The sequence below is a fragment of the Rathayibacter rhapontici genome (assembly GCF_001995175.1).
Lineage (GTDB): Bacteria > Actinomycetota > Actinomycetes > Actinomycetales > Microbacteriaceae > Rathayibacter.
On the sequence record NZ_MUKN01000029.1, the window covers coordinates 16,963 to 34,014 of the forward strand.

Below are 17,052 nucleotides of genomic sequence, written 5' to 3' on the forward strand. Positions count from 1 at the left end.
GAACGGGCTCGTCGCCCGCGTGGTCAACCGGTGGCAAGGGAGCCTTCCGTCAGGTGTCCGCCCAGGACGTGGGCGTGGACGTGGAACACGGTCTGGCCGGCCGCTTCGCCCGAGTTGAAGACGAGGCGGAACTGCCCGCCGCAGTGGGCGTCGGCCAGGGTCTGCGCGACCTGCACGACTCTGCGAGGAGGGCCGGGTCGGCGGCGCCGAGCTCGGCGACGGTCGCGTACTCCTGGGTCTTGGGGAAGACCAGGAGGTGGACCGGCGCTTTCGGCGCGATGTCGGTGATGGCGAGAACCCGCTCGTTCTCGAACACCACGTCGGCGGGGATCTCGCCCCGGACGATGCGCGTGAAGACGGTGGGTTCGCTCATGCCTCCATCTTAAACGGCGCAGGGGCCCGAACGGGGCCCCGTTCGCCGAGGGCGCGCGCTCCGGCTACCAGCGGCCCAGTCGCGCCGAGAGCACGGCGATGGCCGCGGGACCGGCGGTGGAGGTGCGCAGCACGGTGTCGCCGAGCGCGACCGCCTCGGCACCCGCCTCCGCGAGCAGCCGCAGCTCCTCCGGAGCGACGCCGCCCTCGGGCCCCACGACGAGCACGAGATCACGGCCGTCGGGCTCGATCGCCGACAGCCGGACCTCGGCGGTGGGCTCCAGCACGAGGACGCGGTCCGTCGCCGCCCGGTCGGCGAGCGCGCGCGTCGAGGCGACCGGAGACACCTCGGGCACCCGGGCCCGGAGCGACTGCTTGCTCGCCTCGCGGACGATGCTGCGCCAGCGCTCCCGGCCCTTCTCCTCCTTGGGGCCGCTCCACCGCGAGATCGAGCGGGCGGCCTGCCACGGCACCACCTCGTCGACGCCCAGCTCGGTCGCGGCCTGCACGGCGAGCTCGTCGCGATCGCCCTTCGCGAGCGCCTGCACGAGCACGAGCCTCGGCGACGGCGGCGCGGACTCGAGCACCGACTCGACGACGAGCACCACCCGCGACGGCTCCGAGCTCTCGACGACCGCGGTCGCGACGCGGCCCCGCCCGTCGCCGACGCGGACCGTCTCGCCGACGCGGATCCGGCTCACGGTCGCCGCGTGGCGCGCCTCGGCGCCGGTCAGGGACAGCCGGCCGCCGACGACGACGTCGCCGGAGTCGAGCGACTCGTCGATGTAGTGGTGGGCCACCGCCGCGCTCCGATCAGCCGAGGAAGCGGTCGCGGAGCTTCGAGAAGAGGCCCTGCTGGAAGTGGGTCAGTGCGGGCTTCTGCGGCTTGTAGTGCTTCGCGAACTCCTGCACGAGCTCGCGCTCGCGGTGCCCGAGCTTGGTCGGAGTGACGACCTGGATGCCCACGCGGAGATCGCCGCGCCCGTTGCCGCGCAGCTTCGTCACTCCGCGACCCTTGATCGTGACGATCTCGGTGCTCTGCGTGCCGGGCTTGATCTCGATCTCGATGTCGCCGTCGAGCGCCGCGAGCGTGGTCGTGGAGCCGAGGATCGCATCCGTCATCTGCACCTCCAGGGTGGCGAGCAGGTCGTCGCCGTTGCGGCTGAAGACGTCGTGGTGCTTGACCTTGATCTCGAGGTACAGATCGCCGTTGGGGCCACCGGCCGGGCCGACCTCGCCGCTGCCCGGCATCTGCAGGCGGAGGCCCGTGTCGACGCCCGCGGGGACGTCGACGGGGATCGTGCGGCGCGCGCGGACGCGGCCCTGTCCCTGGCAGGTCGAGCACGGGGTGGCGATGACGGTGCCGTAGCCGCGGCACGTGCCGCACGGGCTGGCCGTCATCACGTTGCCCAGCAGCGAGCGGACGGTGCGCTGGATCTGGCCGGAGCCGTGGCAGATGTCGCAAGTGACCGGCGAGGTTCCGGGCTGGCAGCACGAGCCCTGGCAGGTCTCGCAGAGCACCGCCGTGTCGACCTCGAGGTCGCGGTGGGTGCCGAAGATGACCTCGTCGAGCGAGACCTCGACGCGCAGCAGCGCGTCCTGGCCGCGCTCACGACGCGAGCGGGGCCCGCGGGACGAGCCCTGCGCGCCCTGGCCGAAGAACGTCTCGAAGATGTCGCCGAACCCGCCGAAGCCCTGGCCCCCGCCCGGGAACCCCTCCTGGGGCCCGCGGTCGTACTGCTGGCGCTGCTGGGCGTCGCTCAGGACGTCGTAGGCGTGCGTGACGAGCTTGAAGCGCTCGGAGGCGTCGGCGCTCGGGTTGACGTCGGGGTGCAGCTCGCGGGCGAGTCGGCGGTACGCCTTCTTGATCTCGTCGGCGGAGGCGTCGCGGGCGACGCCCAGCACTTCGTAGTGATCGGCCACAGGTGGCTTCGTCCTTCGTTCGTGGGTCGGTGCACCGGGCACGGCGGACCTGATGGGAGCCGGGGCGACCGGCGAGTCGGGAAGAGCGGGCTAGTCCTCGCCGAGGAGGCGGGAGAGGTAGCGGGCCACGGCGCGCACCGCGGCGATGTTGCCGGAGTAGTCCATCCTGATCGGTCCGAGGACCCCCAGGCGCGAGACCTGGCCGCCGGCGGTGTTGTAGCCGCTGGTGAGGACGGACGTCTCCTGCAGGCCGAACGGCGCGTTCTCGCGGCCGATGCGGACCGAGATGCCCCGGGGATCCGGGACCATCTCGGCGAACAGGCGCAGCAGCTCCACCTGCTCCTCGATCGCCTCGAGCACCGGGTAGATGCTGCCCGAGAAGTCCTCCTCGGTGCGGACGAGGTTGGCGGCGCCCGCCATCACCAGGCGGTCCTGGCGGTTGGCGCCGACCTGCTCGAGCAGGGTCTGCAGGATCGGGGACAGGACCGCGCGCCGCTCAGGCGTGAAGCGCTCGGCCGCGGACTGCAGCGTCTCGGCCGCGGCCTGCAGCCCCAGGCCCAGGACGGCCGTGTTCAGCTTGGCGCGGATCTCGCCGAGGAACTCGTCGTCGATGTCGGCGGGCGTCTCGAGGACGCGCTGATCGACCCGACCGGTGTCGGTGATGAGCACCGACAGCAGACGGCGCGGCGCGAGGGCGACGAGCTCCACGTGGCGGATGCGCGCGGCTCCGAACGAGGGGTACTGCACGAGGGCGACGCTGTTGGTGAGCTGCGAGAGCAGCCGCACCGTCTTCACGAGGACCTCGTCGAGGTCGGGGCTCTGGCCGAGGAAGGTCTCGATCGCCTGGCGCTGGGCGGCGGTGAGGGGACGCAGATCGGTCAGCTGGTCGACGAAGAGGCGGTAGCCCTTGTCGGTCGGCACCCGCCCCGAGGAGGTGTGCGGAGCCGCGATGAGCTCCTCCTCCTCGAGCTGGGCCATCTCGTTGCGGATGGTCGCCGCCGAGACCCCGAAGGCGTGCCGCTCGACGATCGACTTCGAGCCCACGGGCTCGCGGTGGGCCACGTAGTCCTGCACGATCACGCGCAGGACCTGGAGACCGCGCTCCGTCACCATACGACCGACCTCCCGCCGGGCTCCGCGTGCCTCACGGCACGGACCACCGCGGCGCCGTCGCGCCGCTCGGAGCTTGGCACTCCGCAACTCCGAGTGCCAATCATACCCGCGAGCAGCGCTGCGGAGGGGGAGGACCGGGATCCGCGCGGTGTCGGGACACCGCGCCGCACGACGTGCCACGATGGACGCCGTGCGCACGGGGGTCGCCCGGCGCGACCACGTCGGAGACAGGAGCCCACATGTCCACCACGCCGCCCCCTCCCCCGCCGCCCGCGTACAGCACTCCGGCGCCGCCGCTGAACCCCGCCGACGAGAAGACCTGGGCGATCGTCACCCACGTCCTCGGCATCTTCTTCAGCTTCATCCCGTCGCTGATCGTGTACCTGGTCTTCAAGGGCCGCGGCCCGTTCCTGGAGGCGCACGCGAAGACCGCGCTGAACTTCCACCTCACGACGCTGATCGCCTACGTGGCGGGCACGATCCTGTCGTTCGTGCTGGTCGGCTTCATCGTGTTCCTCGTGGTGCCGATCCTCGTCATCGTCTTCGGGATCATCGCCTCGGTGCGCGCGAGCGCCGGCGAGTACTACACGTACCCGCTGAGCATCCCGTTCTTCAAGTAGAGGGAGTCGCGGGTCTCGAGACGCCCGCTGCGCGGGCTGCTCGACCAGCAGGGGACGAGGTCACCGCCGGGTGACGCCATCCCTGCCGATCGAGCAGCCGCCACGGGCGGCATTCCTCTCCTCCTGGTCGAGCAGCCGCCGCAGGCGCCCTGTCGAGACCCGCGTCCTCCGGGAGGGTCGGTCCCGAGACGCCCGCTGCGCGGGCTGCTCGACCAGCGTGGGCCGGTCAGCCGTCGGTGAGGCGCCGGACCACCGCGTCGGCCAGCAGGCGTCCGCGGAGCGTCAGCACCACGCGGCCCTGCAGCGCCGCGCGACCCTCGATCAGCCCGTCGGCGATGAGCCCCGCGACCTCGCGGCGGCGCTCCGGATCGATCGCGTCGATCGGCAGCCCGTCCGACAGGCGCGAGCGCAGCAGCACGTCCTCGACGCCGCGCGTCGCCTCGTCGAGAGTCTCCCGGCCGGCCGCCGGAGAGGATCCCGCGCGCAGCCGATCCGCATAGGCCGCCGGGTGCTTCACGTTCCACCAGCGCACGCCGCCCACGTGGCTGTGGGCGCCCGGACCGACGCCCCACCAGTCGTGCCCGAGCCAGTAGGACAGGTTGTGCCGCGACCGGTGCGCGTCGTCGATCGCCCAGTTGCTCACCTCGTACCAGGAGTACCCCGCGCTCGCGAGTCGCGCATCCGCCAGCTCGTACATGTCGGCGGTGAGGTCGTCGTCGGGGGTCGCGACCTCGCCGCGGCGGATCTGACGGGCGAGCTTCGTCCCGTCCTCGACGATCAGCGCGTACGCCGAGAGGTGGTCGGGGCGGTTCGCCAGGGCGGAGTCGAGCGAGCGCTCCCAGTCGGCGAGCGACTCCCCCGGCGTGCCGTAGATGAGGTCGAGGCTGACCTGCAGGCCCGCCTCGCGCGCCCACTCGACCACCAGCGGGACGCGCTCGGGGTCGTGGGTGCGCTCGAGGGTCGCGAGCACGTGCGGCACGGCCGACTGCATCCCGAAGCTGACCCGCGTGAATCCCGCGTCGGCGAGCGTGCGCAGGTAGGCGGCGTCGACGGAGTCGGGGTTCGCCTCGGTCGTGATCTCGGCGCCCTCGGCGATGCCGAATCGGGTGCGCAGGCCGTCGAGCATGCGCACGAGGTCCTCGGCGGGGAGGAGCGTGGGAGTTCCTCCGCCGAAGAAGACCGTGGCGGCGGGCCGCTCGGGCAGCCCGGCTCGCCGGAGCACCTCGGCGCCGAGCGTCATCTCGGCGACGGCCTGCTCGGCGTAGTCGGACTGCTTCGCTCCGCGCAGCTCGGTCGCGGTGTAGGTGTTGAAGTCGCAGTAGCCGCAGCGCACCCGGCAGAACGGGACGTGGACGTACAGGCCGAGGTCGCGCTGCTCCGCACCCGTGGCGACGGAGGCGGGCAGGAGCCCGTCGAGCGGAGCGGGATCGGCGAGAGGGAGGGCGCTGCCCACGTCAGCTGACGCGCGCCGGCAGCAGGGCGCGCAGGTACTTCTTGACCTGCCTCTTCTGCACCGCGCGCAGCACGGGCGTGCCGAGCCGGTAGAGGCGGGTGGAGGGACGCGAGAAGACGCGGATGACGAGCCAGACGGAGTCGTCGGCCCGCTTCTCGACCACGAACGACTCCTCGCCGCTCTCGGGGTGCCCCTCGAGCGTGCCGTAGGCGAAGCCGACCTGGTCGGGCTCGTCGACGACGTAGACGACGCGGACGGGGGCGTCGAAGGTCCGGCCCAGGAGGTCGATCTTGAGCACGGCGGTGACGCCGGCGGTGATGTACGGGGTCCCGTCCGGGCCGAACCGCTCCTCGGTGGGACGGCTCGTGAGGTCGATGGGGGTGCCGGCCGAGTCGAAGTTGACGCCGGTGTACTGCACACCGCTGCCGCTCGTGATGTCCTCGACGCGGATGCCGCTGCCGCGCTGCACGCCCCACGTCATCAGCGAGGCGGTCGTGATGGCGAAGCGCTCGTCACCCGAGCCCAGGCGCGCCTCGAAGCGCTCGGCGGTGAAGCCGTCCGGCGGGTACTCGAGGAGATCGGGGGCGAGGGTGCCGCCGACGGCCGCGTAGGTGACCTGCGGCTGCCCCTCGAAGCTGGAGCGCCGGACGCTCACCTCGCGGCCTCCGTCGCCGGTGCGGCCCCGCCGAGAGGCGAGGTCTTCGAGTCCGTCAGCATCGCCGATCCCGTCCCGCGGGCATGTCCGTCCATTCGACCCAGCGTATCCGACAGTGTGCCGGGTCGGCCCGGTGCACGGGAAGAGCCCGGGCCCTCCTGCCGTCGGCAGGGAGGACCCGGGCTCCGGGGAGACGGCTCAGGCGCAGGGCGTGAGCTGCTCGACGGCCTCGGACAGGGTGCCCTCACCGCCGAGCAGGACGACGCGCGTCGTTCCCGCGTTCTTCAGGTCGGTCAGGACGGCGCGCGGCACGCAGTCCGGGCGGACGGCGAACAGGGGCGCGTTGGCGTAGCCCGCCGCAGCCGCTCCCGCGAGGGCGTCGGGGAACTTCTCACCGGTCGCGAAGAACGCGGTCGGAGCGTTCTTGAACGCGGCGCGGTTGAGCTGCTCCGACGTGTCGTAGCGGTCCGTCCCGCCGATGCGGGTCTTCGCGGGTCCGACCAGCGAGTTCTCGATGCCGGTGCTGACCGAGAGCGGGCTGCCCGCGATGGTCAGGTCCGCCACGCGCAGGCCGGAGACGATCCGCTGCGTGGTCGCGTCGGCCGTCGGCAGTCCGCCGTTGACGAGGATCACCGGGGCGTCGGACGAGCCGGCCGCCGCGCTGGCGCTCAGGGCGTCGGGGAACTTCTCCCCCGTGGCGAGCCACGCGTCGGACGAACCGCTCGACCCGAAGACGCGCTGGATGAGCTGCCTGGACGTGTCGTAGCGGTCGACGCCGCCGACGCGCACGGTCTTGCCGGCCGGCGCGTAGGCGGAGAGCTGGCCGAGGAGGCGGTCGCTGACGCTGAGCGCGGAGCCGACCACGACGATGTTCTTCGGCGCGAGGCGCGTCAGCTCATCCGTGACGACCTTGCTCACCGAGTCGGCGTCGACGAGCAGGAGCGGTCCGCCCTGCTTCGCCGCCGCCGGGCCGGCGCTGAGGGCGTCGGGGAAGTTCGAGCCGGTGGCGATGTAGACGACCGGGACGTTGGGCTTGAAGATCGACTTGGAGACCTCGACGGCCGTTCCCTGGCGGTCGGTGCCGGCGAGGCGGGTGACGGTCGGGCCCGCGGCGGGCGGCGGGGTCACCGGGGTGCCGTCGACGGTGAGGGGTGCCTTCACTCGCACGACGGAGCCTGCCGGCTGCTCGTCGCCCTTGCTCACACCCGTGATGACGACGGAGGGGCCGGCGTCGGGCGTGGTGCCGCCCTGACCCGCGTAGCGGTCGTAGAAGGACTGCGGGGGCGTGACCGTGATCGCCGAGGCGTCGCTGTCCACCGTGAACGGCGCGGTGATGTCGGGGTTGGCCCCGATGCCCACCTTCGCGCCGACACCCTGCAGGTCGAAGAACCCGGCGACTCCGGACTCGAGCACGAGCGCGTCACCCGTGGCGACGGTCGACAGGCGTCCTCCGCCGGCCCAGAAGATGCCGCCGTTGATCTTCGAGGCGGGGGCGGAGGTCGACAGGTCGATGACGCCGTCGGCTCCCGTGCCCGGTGCCGCGACGCTCACGAAGGTGTCGATGTCGAGGATGAAGCCGGTGTTCGTGGCGGCTCCCTGCGGAGTGACGGCGTCCGTGGCGGGGCTGACCGCGTCGACGAGGGAGATCTTGGCCCCGGGCAGGTCGAAGGAGCCGAGCGGCTGATCCAGGGCCAGAGTGATCGAGTTCGTCGTCGCATCCAGTGTGGATTCGCCCGAGAGGAGGATGCCGTCGCCGTCCTGGATCTCCCATCCGATGGTCTCGTAGGCGGGGTGCGACCACTCGGTGAACGCCGCGGGCTTCGATGCCGACGGCAGGACGATCTCCAGTTCCGTCACGTCCCCTGCCACGGCCTCCACCTGCGCAGTCGAGTACTTGTACGTGTCCGACCACACGTACGGCGCGGGCGACACCGGCACCGTCCGGTTGATCGCGGCCGCCGGTCCTGCCGCGGCGAGCGTGCTCGCCGCCACAGCCGCGACTCCGGCGAGGGCTACTGCCGCTCGCACTGTGTTCCTGTTCGAGACTTTCGCGCGCGTGAGCTGCACGGTCCCCACCCTCCGTTGAATTGGTGAAGGGCCGATCGTCGACGCTCGAGCCCCCCGTGCAGATGACCTGCAGCCGCGTCTGGCGTCTGAAAGCTATCGGGGTATCCGGTGCCGCCGCAACGTCCCCCGTCCGGGGACGTCACACGGCCGCAGCGGGAGCGCTACTTCTTGTCCTTGGTCTCGACGTCGCCCGAGAGCGCGGCGATGAACGCCTCCTGAGGCACCTCGACGCGGCCCACCATCTTCATGCGCTTCTTGCCCTCCTTCTGCTTCTCGAGGAGCTTGCGCTTGCGGGTGATGTCACCGCCGTAGCACTTGGCCAGGACGTCCTTGCGCATCGCGCTGATCGACTCGCGCGCGATGATCCGGGCGCCGATCGCGGCCTGGATGGGGACCTCGAACTGCTGACGCGGGATGAGCTTCCGCAGCCGGCCCGTCATGAGGACGCCGTACGCGTAGGCCTTCTCGCGGTGCACGATCGCGCTGAACGCGTCGACCTGCTCGCCCTGGAGCAGGATGTCGACCTTGACGAGGTCGGCCTCCTGGTCGCCGGCCGGCTCGTAGTCGAGCGAGGCGTAGCCGGCGGTCTTGGACTTGAGATTGTCGAAGAAGTCGAAGACGATCTCGCCGAGCGGCATGTGGTACCGGATCTCGACCCGGTCCTCGCCGAGGTACTCCATCCCGATCAGGGTGCCGCGCCGGCTCTGGCACAGCTCCATGATCGTGCCCACGTAGTCCTTCGGCGCGAGGATCGCGGCCTTGACGATCGGCTCGGTGACCGACGCGATCTTGCCGCCGGGGAACTCGCTCGGGTTCGTCACGGTGACGGTCTTCTTGTCCTCCGTGGTCACCTCGTAGATGACGGAGGGCGCGGTGGTGATGAGGTCGAGGCCGAACTCGCGGTCGAGGCGCTCGGTCACGATCTCGAGGTGCAGCAGGCCGAGGAAGCCGCAGCGGAAGCCGAAGCCGAGCGCGACGGAGGTCTCGGGCTCGTAGACGAGCGCCGCATCCGACAGCTTGAGCTTGTCGAGTGCCTCGCGGAGGTCCGGGTAGTCGCTGCCGTCGATCGGGTAGAGGCCCGAGAAGACCATGGGGAGGGGCTCGGTGTAGCCGGGCAGCGCCTGGGTGGCGGGCTTGGCCGCGGTCGTGACCGTGTCGCCGACCTTCGACTGGCGGACGTCCTTCACTCCGGTGATCAGGTAGCCGACCTCGCCGACCGCGAGGCCCTTCGTGGCGACCGGCTCGGGACTGGAGACGCCGATCTCGAGGATCTCGTGCGTCGCCCGGGTCGACATCATCTGGATCTTCTCGCGCGGCGAGAGCTTGCCGTCGATCATCCGGACATAGGTGACGACTCCGCGGTAGGCGTCGTAGACCGAGTCGAAGATCATGGCGCGCGCGGGGGCGTCGGCGTCGCCGACGGGCGGCGGGATGAGCTGGGTGACGCGGTCGAGGAGGGCCTCGACTCCCATGCCGGTCTTGCCCGAGACGCGCAGCACGTCGTCGGGGTCGCCGCCGATGAGGCTGGCGAGCTCCTTCGCGTACTTGTCCGGGTCGGCGGCGGGGAGGTCGATCTTGTTCAGGACCGGGATGATCGTGAGGTCGTTCTCGAGCGCGAGGTAGAGGTTCGCGAGGGTCTGCGCCTCGATGCCCTGAGCGGCGTCGACCAGGAGGATCGCCCCCTCGCAGGCGGCCAGCGAGCGGCTCACCTCGTACGAGAAGTCGACGTGGCCGGGGGTGTCGATCATGTTGAGGGCGAAGGTCCGGCCCTCGTGCTCCCACGGCATGCGCACGGCCTGCGACTTGATGGTGATGCCGCGCTCGCGCTCGATGTCCATCCGATCGAGGTACTGCGCCCGCATCGCGCGGTCCTCGACCACGCCCGTGATGCCGAGCATGCGATCGGCGAGGGTGGACTTGCCGTGATCGATGTGGGCGATGATGCAGAAGTTGCGGATGGACGCCGGATCGGTCGCGGCGGGCTCGAGCCCGAGGTGTGCACGTGGAGACATCGTGGGGCCATTGTCCCACGGCCGGGGTGCGGCGGCGGGCGGGGCTCCCGCGGGCCGGCCGAGCGGGGTGCTCGGCGGTCTACAGGTCGAGGCCGTAGGTGCGCGTCGGCTCGACGCCCGGCGGGTTCTCGCGCTCGGCCAGGCGCACGAAGCCCATGCTCTCGTAGAGGGCGTGCGCGGCGACCATGTCGGTCCCGCTGTTCATCACGACGCGCTCGAGGCCGCGCTCGCTCGCGAGCATCACCACGAACTCGGTGAGCAGGCGCCCGAGCCCCCGGCCGCGCGCCTCCGGGGCGACCGCGAGCAGACGCCAGTCGAGCTCGCCGGGGCGTCCCAGCGAGGAGAGGTTCGATCCGGGAGCCGCCGTGGTGACGGTCGCGAGGATGCGGCCGTCGCGGTCCTCGGCGACCCAGACCTCGCCCACGCGGTCGTGCCGGGCGACGTCCGCGACGTCGGCCGCGTACTCCTCCCCCAGCTCGTAGTCGTGGGCGTACGCGGCGAGGCGGAGCCGCGACACCTCGGCGTGCTCGTCCTCGCGCACGCGCCGGACGAGGATCCCCTCCGCGCTCACGGGCGGACCGGAGCCGGCAGCGTGCGCAGGCCGTGCTCGATGTCCGCGGGATCCGCCGCGAGGCAGATCCGGATCCAGCCCTCGCCCGTGCGGCCGAAGGCGCTGCCCGGAGCGACGGCGACGAGCGTCTCGAAGAGGAACGCCTCGACCCACGACGCGACGTCGCCGCCGGTCGCGTGCGACATGTCGATCCACAGGTAGAAGGCGCCCTCGGGCTCGCGGAAGCGGATCCCGCGCTCGTCGAGGATCGCCGTGGCGAGCCGGAGGTTCGCGAGGTAGTGCGCCGACGCCTCCGCCACCGCCTCCTGCGGACCGGTCAGGGCGGCGAGGGCCGCGCGCTGGTCGGGAGAGGAGACGCAACTGATCGCCGCCTCCTGCACGGTGACCATCGTCGAGGTCATCCCGGGCGGGGTGACGAGGTAGCCGACGCGCACGCCGGTCATCGCGTACGACTTCGAGAACGAGAAGACGCTGAAGACGCGGTCGTCGTCGTGGCCCAGCTCCTGGGCGATGCTCGCGAGGCTCGTGTGCGGGCGCCCGTAGGTGAAGTACTCGTAGACCTCGTCGCTGATGATCCACAGGTCGTGCCGGCGGGCGAAGTCCAGGAGGCGCTCGAGCAGCGGGCGCGGGAGCACGACGCCGAGCGGATTCGACGGGCTGTTCACGATGATCACGCGCGTGCGATCGGTGACGATGCGCTCGAGCTCGTCGAGATCGGGGAGGAAGCCGTTCTCGGGACGGAGCGTGTACGGCACCGGGACGGCCTCGATCATCCGCGCGTTCATGGTGAACGTGGTGTAGCCCGGATCCGGGACGAGGACCTCGTCGCCGGCGCGCAGCGTCAGCGTCATCGCCTGGTAGAGCGCCTGCGTGCCGCCGACGGTGAGCCAGACCTGCTCGACGTCCGCCCGGATGCCGTTGTCGCGGGCGAGCTTCTCGACGATCGCGCGCCGCAGCTCGGGGATGCCGCCGTTCGGGCCGTAATCCGTGTCGTCGGCCGCCCACGCGGCACGAGCGGCCTCGATGATGTGCGGCGCGGTCGGCACGTCGGGCTCGCCGACGCAGAGGAACGTGACTCCCTCGAGGCGCAGGGCGATCTCGAAGAGGCGGCGGATGCCGGACGGCGGCACCGCGGGGATGTGATCGGCGAGACGGGGCATCGCTGATCACCGTACCGCCCGAGCGCTCCCCCGCCCGGCGGGGCGCGGTTGAAGCGGGAGGACGGGTGCGCTAAAGTTCCTTGTTGGCTTGCGCTCCACCACCGGGTACGTGTGTGGAGTGATCAGAAGCCGGCGACCTCCAGTCGCACCGGGACGGCCCGCGCCGCCCGGAAGGGGCACTCCGACGAGTAGCCGGCTGCACACACGCACATTCGAGAAAAGGTAATCCACGTGGCAAACATCAAGTCGCAGATCAAGCGCAACCTCACCAACAAGAAGGCGAACGAGCGCAACAAGGCCGTCAAGAGCCAGCTCAAGACCGCCGTCCGCTCGGTGCACACCGCCATCGCCTCCGGCGACGCCGCTCAGGCCGCGACCGCCCTCGCGTTCGCCGCCAAGAAGCTCGACAAGGCCGCCAGCAAGGGCGTCATCCACAAGAACCAGGCCGCGAACCGCAAGTCCGCCATCGCGAAGCAGGTCGCGGCGCTGTAACGCTGCGCTTCGCTGCAACGACGAAGGGTCCGGCCGATGGCCGGGCCCTTCGTCGTTTCCGCTTCGCGGTCGACGAGCTCCTCGTTCCTCGTCGCTCGTCGCGCGGTCGGCTTCCCGGGGTGGTTGCGGGGGGAGGAGCGTCCTGCGTTCCGCGTACCTCGATCCGCTGGCACGCGGATCGAGGGTGACGCTGCGGGACGTCGGGCTGGTCGAGGAGGGCTCCCGCTGCGCGGGTCGGGTGTACCTGCGGGGGCGTGGGGTGGTGCGGACGTCCGGAGGGGTGCGCTCGATGGACGACGCGGCCGCCCTTCGGCTGGTCGAGTAGCGCCGAAGGCGGGTATCGAGACCCTACGAGTCTGCAGGACGGGGATCTCGATACGTCCGCTGCGCGGACTACTCGATCAGCAGAAGAGGGGGACGGAGCAGCGCCTCGTCGTGCCTCCGCCGCCGGACCCGGTGGTCGAGTAGCTCCGCAGGGGCGTACCGAGACCCCGAGACCCCGAGACCCGCGTCAGGGGTGCAGGCCGCGGGCGGAGATGACGGAGACCATGCGCTCGAGAGCGTAGACGGGGTCGCGGCCGCCGCCCTTGACGTTCGCGTCGGCGTCGGCGACGGTCTCGATGGCGGTGCCGAGGCCGTCGCCGGTCCAGCCCTGCAGGTCGCGACGGGCGCGGTCGACCTGCCAGGGAGCGAGGCCGAGGCGCGAGGCGATCTGACCGGAGCCCTCGCGGGAGCCGGCCACCTTCGCCATGGTGCGGAGCTTGCTCGCGAAGGCGGCGACGATCGGCACGGGATCCGCTCCGGACGCCAGCGCGTGGCGCAGGCCCAGCAGCGCCTCTCCGTGCCGCCCCGCGATCGCCGCGTCGGCGACGGTGAACGCGGTCGTCTCGACACGGCCGCCGTAGTACTTGGCGACGGTCGCCTCGGTGATCTCGCCCGAGGCGTCCGAGATCAGCTGCTGGCACGCGGAGGCGAGCTCGTCGAGGTCGTCCGAGAACGCCGACACCAGGGCGCGGACGGCGCCGGTCGTCGCGGTGCGGCCGGCGGTGCGGAACTCGGCGACGGCGAAGTCGACTTTGTCGCTCTCGCGCTTGAGCTCGGCGCAGACGATCTCGATGCCGCCGCCCGCTCCCGAGCGGATCGCGTCGAGGAGCTTCTTGCCGCGGTTGCCGCCGCCGTGCCGCAGCACCACGGTCGCTCCGTCGGCGGGCGACGACAGGTACTCCACGGCCTCGATCAGGAAGGCGTCAGAGCACTTCTCGACGTTCGAGACGCGCAGCAGCCGAGGCTCGTCGAACAGCGAGGGGCTTGCGAGCGTCAGCAGCTCACCGGGCGCGTAGCCGGCGGCGTCGATGTCGCTGACCTCGAGGCTCGGATCCTCGGCGCGGAGGAAGTCGCGGAGGAAGCGCAGCGCGCGATCGGCGAGGAACTGCTCGGGGCCGGTGATCAGGACGACGGGCGCGGGCCTGGTCTCGTTCCAGGCGAGCTGCGGGATCGCCGCCTTCGAGGGCGCCGCCTTCGCGCGCGCGGGGGCTCTGCCTGCCATGCCGTCGTCCTTCCGTCGCCCACCCGATCGAGCGCCCTCCACCCTACGGTCTGCCCGTGCCCGCCCGAGGCGGACGGGACGGCCGTCGGACCGCTCGCCCACGCCGAGATCCCGTCGCTGCGCGAGGCCAGGACGACCGTACCCTCGACATCCGACCTCAGCGCCTCGACCCCGCGCTCGGCCAGGAGGGACAGCAGCGAGGGCGCCGGATGCCCGTAGTCGTTGTCGGCGCCGACCGAGACCAGGCCGGCACCGGCGTCGAGGGCGTCGTAGAGGGCGGGCGCCTGATCCGCCGACCCGTGGTGCGCGACCTTGACCACGTCGACGGGTCCGATCGGCAGCCGCGCGAGGCGCCCCTGCTCCTCCGCACCCAGGTCGCCCAGCAGCGCGATCGAGAGGGGCCCGCCGACGGAGTCGGGGCCGATGTCGACGCGCAGGGTCACGCTGGCCGCATTCCCCCGGAGCGAGCTGCCCCGCTCGGGCCAGAGGACCCGCCAGCGGAGCGACCCCAGGGCGCCCTCCTCGCCCCGCTCCGTTTCGCGCACCTCCGCACCCGCGTCGCGGAGGACGCTCCGATCGCGCTCGTCGCCCTCCTCGGCGGAGGGACCGACGAGCGCGGAGTCGACCCGGTACGCCGCGGCCTCGAGCCCGCCGACGTGGTCGAGGTCGTAGTGCGTCAGCACGAGCAGGGCGATCCGATCGACGCCGAGCAGGGCGAGGCACGCGTCGAGGCGCTCCGGGAGCGGCCCCGTGTCGACCAGCAGCACTCCCCCGTCGCCGCGGAGGAGGATCGCGTCGCCCTGGCCGACGTCGCACATCGCGACCCGCCAGTCCTCGGGGACGGACCCGGAGCGCAGCAGCGGCGTGGCGACTCCGGCCGCCGCCGTCCCCGCGAGCAGCGCGGCGAGCACGGCGGCGATCGCGCGGCGCAGCACGGCGAGGCGACGCGAGCGCGTCAGCAGCAGCAGCGCGAGGACGGTCAGCACGGTGAGCGCGAGCACCCCGACCAGCCCGGGCCACCAGGCGAGACGGGGCATCGGCCAGCTCGACACCGCGCGCGCGATCGACGCGATCCACCAGGTCGGCACCGCGGCGAAGCGGATGGCCGCATCGGCTCCCCACGGCCACCAGGGCGCGAGCAGGCACCCGATCAGTCCGAGCCCCGTCGCCAGAGGAGCCGCCGGCTCGGCGAGCAGGTTCGCCAGGACGCCGTAGACGGGGACGGAGGGGTCCACGAGGAGCACGACGGGCTGGCAGGCGAGCTGGGCGGCCGTCGGCACGGCGAGCACGAGCGCGAGGGGTCGGGGCAGCACCTCGCCGAGTCGGCGGGCGATCGGCTCCGCGAGCAGGAGCAGGCCGGCCGTGGCCAGCACGGAGAGCACGAAGCCGAGCTTCCCGGCGATGGCCGGATCGGCGACCACGAGCAGGACGACGCTCGCGAGCAGCGCCGGCACCGCGGCTCCCGAGCGTCTCACCAGACGGGCCAGCAGCACGACGGTCGCCATCGTCGCCGCCCGGACGACGCTCGGCTCGGGAGTGACGAGGACGACGAAGGCGCCGAGGGCGAGGAGGGCGGCGAGGGTCCGGACGAGCCGGTTCACGCCGAGGAGCGACGCCAGCAGCCATCCGGCGACGACCACGACCGCGCAGTTCGCTCCGGAGACCGCGGTCAAGTGGGTGAGCGAGGCCGTCCTCATGTCCTCCTCGAGGTCGGCGGTGAGCGCGGTCGTGTCGCCGGTCGCCAGGCCGGGCAGCAGGCCCGCCACGTCCCCGCCGAGGACGGCCGTGCGCTCGAGGAAGCTCGAGCGCAGCACCTCCGCGACAGCGGCGACCCCCGTCGGAGCATGCCGCTCGAGGATCGCGGACGCCGTGACGAGCGTGCGCTCCCCTACCGGGTCCCGGGGCCCGCCGTCGGCCCGCGCCTCCAGCAAGAGCTCGGAGCCGACGGGGACGCGCCCTCCGGGATCCGCGAGGAAGACCCGCACCGGCGCGGCGATCTCCTCGGCGTCGATCGAGAGCGCGACGGCGTCGAACCAGACGCCGCCCGTCGCGAGCGGGCGCGCCGCGGTCTCGACCCGGACCTCGAGTGCGATCCGGGTGCGCCGCTCGGCGGCCTCGACGAGCGGCTCCGGATGCGCCCCCGGCGCCGAGAGGACGACCGCGGTCATCGCGAGAGCCGCTCCCGCCGTCGAGACCGCGAGGACGGCGAGGAACGTCCGCCGAGCGGGGAGGAGGACGAGGAGCACGAGGAGGAGGGCGACGCTCGTCCAGGCCGCCAGGAGCATCCCCGGACCGCCCTCCAGCACGATCTGGACCGGCAGCAGCCCGCAGAGCGCGGCCGCCGACCAGGTGAGGACCGCCACCGGGAGCAGCCGCAGATCCGCCGCCCTCACGGCGCCACCCGGTCGCGGAAGCCCTCGAGCGTCTTCTCGCCGATCCCCGGGACCTCGAGCAGCTGGTCGACGGAGGCGAAGGGACCGTTCGCCTCACGGTAGGAGATGATCTTCGCCGCCGTCGCCGGCCCCACCTCGGGCAGCTCCTCGAGCTGAGCGGCCGTCGCCGTGCTGAGGCTGATCGGACCGGAGTCGGGCACGGCACCGGGGAGCGCTCCCGGCGCAGGGGCCGCACCGACCGCGGGGACGATCAGCTGCTCCCCGTCGACGATCCGCCGCGCGAGGTTCACCGCGTCGCTCTCCGCCGCCTCGGTCAGCCCTCCGGCCGCCGCGAGCGCGTCCGCGACGCGTGCTCCCTCCTTCATCAGGTAGAGCCCGGGCGCGACGACCTCGCCCGCGACGTGCACGTAGAGAGTCGGCGGGCCGGCGGTGGCGGCCGCGGAGGGCGGCGCGGTCCCGGGAGACGCCACCGGAAGCAGCCGGGTGCGCCCGCTCGCCTGCGCCCCGGCCAGGAGCACGGCGATCACGGCCGCCGCGAGGACGAGCACGACGGCGGCGCCCATCCCCATCCGCCAGCGCGCCCGGGGACGCCGCGGGCGCAGCAGGAGGGCGAGGTCGTCGGTCCCGTCGCTCGTCTGCATCCGAGAACGGTAGGAGGGCGCAGACCGGCCCGAC

General features: G+C 72.4%; 14 protein-coding genes and 1 pseudogene. 2 read left to right on the forward strand and 13 right to left on the reverse strand.

Annotated elements, in window-relative coordinates:
* Positions 1–23: 23 nt before the first annotated feature.
* The 4 genes and pseudogenes from B0T42_RS10740 to hrcA all read right to left on the reverse strand — a co-directional run bounded on the left by B0T42_RS10740 (position 24) and on the right by hrcA (position 3,408).
* Positions 24–373 (reverse strand): annotated as a pseudogene (locus B0T42_RS10740) (HIT domain-containing protein).
* 64 nt (positions 374–437) lie between these two features.
* On the reverse strand, positions 438–1,172 hold the full coding sequence (locus B0T42_RS10745) for a 16S rRNA (uracil(1498)-N(3))-methyltransferase (protein WP_077223144.1): 735 nt from the start codon (positions 1,170–1,172) through the stop codon (positions 438–440).
* A 13-nt stretch (positions 1,173–1,185) separates the two neighbouring features.
* A complete protein-coding gene (dnaJ, locus tag B0T42_RS10750) occupies positions 1,186–2,295 on the reverse strand; it encodes a molecular chaperone DnaJ (RefSeq protein WP_077223145.1) in 1,110 nt (369 codons plus the stop codon).
* A gap of 90 nt (positions 2,296–2,385) precedes the next feature.
* Positions 2,386–3,408 carry a heat-inducible transcriptional repressor HrcA gene (gene hrcA, locus B0T42_RS10755; protein WP_077223146.1) on the reverse strand — a complete coding sequence of 341 codons (1,023 nt, stop codon included), beginning with the start codon at positions 3,406–3,408 and terminating at the stop codon, positions 2,386–2,388.
* A gap of 239 nt (positions 3,409–3,647) precedes the next feature.
* Here hrcA and B0T42_RS10760 point away from each other — a divergent pair, with 239 nt between their 5' ends.
* Entirely contained in the window at positions 3,648–4,028 is a 381-nt protein-coding gene (locus B0T42_RS10760; protein WP_077223147.1) for a DUF4870 domain-containing protein, read from the forward strand.
* A 226-nt stretch (positions 4,029–4,254) separates the two neighbouring features.
* On the opposite strand, the gene hemW is transcribed toward B0T42_RS10760, so the two are convergent.
* The 6 genes from hemW to B0T42_RS10790 form a co-directional block, all read right to left on the reverse strand.
* Positions 4,255–5,481, reverse strand: coding sequence for a radical SAM family heme chaperone HemW (hemW, locus tag B0T42_RS10765; protein WP_077223148.1), 1,227 nt, complete (start codon positions 5,479–5,481; stop codon positions 4,255–4,257).
* 1 nt (position 5,482) lies between these two features.
* Positions 5,483–6,136 carry a DUF1990 family protein gene (locus B0T42_RS10770; RefSeq protein WP_055792909.1) on the reverse strand — a complete coding sequence of 218 codons (654 nt, stop codon included), beginning with the start codon at positions 6,134–6,136 and terminating at the stop codon, positions 5,483–5,485.
* 198 nt (positions 6,137–6,334) lie between these two features.
* On the reverse strand, positions 6,335–8,164 hold the full coding sequence (locus B0T42_RS10775; protein WP_139344482.1) for a cell wall-binding repeat-containing protein: 1,830 nt from the start codon (positions 8,162–8,164) through the stop codon (positions 6,335–6,337).
* Between the two features lie 200 nt (positions 8,165–8,364).
* Positions 8,365–10,215 (reverse strand): translation elongation factor 4, encoded by a 1,851-nt coding sequence (lepA, locus tag B0T42_RS10780; protein WP_055792916.1) that lies wholly within the window; start codon positions 10,213–10,215, stop codon positions 8,365–8,367.
* A 79-nt stretch (positions 10,216–10,294) separates the two neighbouring features.
* Positions 10,295–10,786: a GNAT family N-acetyltransferase gene (locus tag B0T42_RS10785; RefSeq protein WP_077223150.1), complete on the reverse strand. Its 492-nt coding sequence runs from the start codon at positions 10,784–10,786 to the stop codon at positions 10,295–10,297.
* The gene (locus B0T42_RS10790) at positions 10,783–11,946 is read right to left on the reverse strand and encodes a pyridoxal phosphate-dependent aminotransferase (protein ID WP_077223151.1); all 1,164 of its coding nucleotides are present in this window, start codon (positions 11,944–11,946) and stop codon (positions 10,783–10,785) included. The genes B0T42_RS10785 and B0T42_RS10790 overlap by 4 nt, the downstream gene beginning before the upstream one ends.
* Positions 11,947–12,177: 231 nt before the next feature.
* Between B0T42_RS10790 and rpsT the strand changes: the two genes are divergently transcribed.
* A complete protein-coding gene (gene rpsT / locus B0T42_RS10795) occupies positions 12,178–12,438 on the forward strand; it encodes a 30S ribosomal protein S20 (protein ID WP_055792923.1) in 261 nt (86 codons plus the stop codon).
* 511 nt (positions 12,439–12,949) lie between these two features.
* Here rpsT and holA read toward each other — a convergent pair.
* Genes holA through B0T42_RS10810 form a run of 3 tightly spaced genes read right to left on the reverse strand, consistent with a single transcriptional unit; the run spans position 12,950 to position 17,018 of the window.
* Entirely contained in the window at positions 12,950–13,984 is a 1,035-nt protein-coding gene (holA, locus tag B0T42_RS10800; protein ID WP_077223152.1) for a DNA polymerase III subunit delta, read from the reverse strand.
* Positions 13,885–16,377, reverse strand: a complete 2,493-nt coding sequence (locus tag B0T42_RS10805) for a ComEC/Rec2 family competence protein (protein WP_077223153.1) — start codon at positions 16,375–16,377, stop codon at positions 13,885–13,887. Before B0T42_RS10805 ends, holA begins: the two co-directional genes overlap by 100 nt.
* Positions 16,374–17,018, reverse strand: coding sequence for a ComEA family DNA-binding protein (locus B0T42_RS10810; protein WP_236720228.1), 645 nt, complete (start codon positions 17,016–17,018; stop codon positions 16,374–16,376). The genes B0T42_RS10805 and B0T42_RS10810 overlap by 4 nt, the downstream gene beginning before the upstream one ends.
* Positions 17,019–17,052: the final 34 nt, after the last annotated feature.

Bases quoted from the DNA above. Each gene is read 5' to 3' on its own strand.
- B0T42_RS10810 (WP_236720228.1), bottom strand. From the start codon at position 17,018: ATGCAGACGAGCGACGGGACCGACGACCTCGCCCTCCTGCTGCGCCCG.
- holA (WP_077223152.1), bottom strand. From the start codon at position 13,984: ATGGCAGGCAGAGCCCCCGCGCGCGCGAAGGCGGCGCCCTCGAAGGCG.
- B0T42_RS10790 (WP_077223151.1), bottom strand. From the start codon at position 11,946: ATGCCCCGTCTCGCCGATCACATCCCCGCGGTGCCGCCGTCCGGCATC.
- B0T42_RS10760 (WP_077223147.1), top strand. From the start codon at position 3,648: ATGTCCACCACGCCGCCCCCTCCCCCGCCGCCCGCGTACAGCACTCCG.
- hrcA (WP_077223146.1), bottom strand. From the start codon at position 3,408: ATGGTGACGGAGCGCGGTCTCCAGGTCCTGCGCGTGATCGTGCAGGAC.
- lepA (WP_055792916.1), bottom strand. From the start codon at position 10,215: ATGTCTCCACGTGCACACCTCGGGCTCGAGCCCGCCGCGACCGATCCG.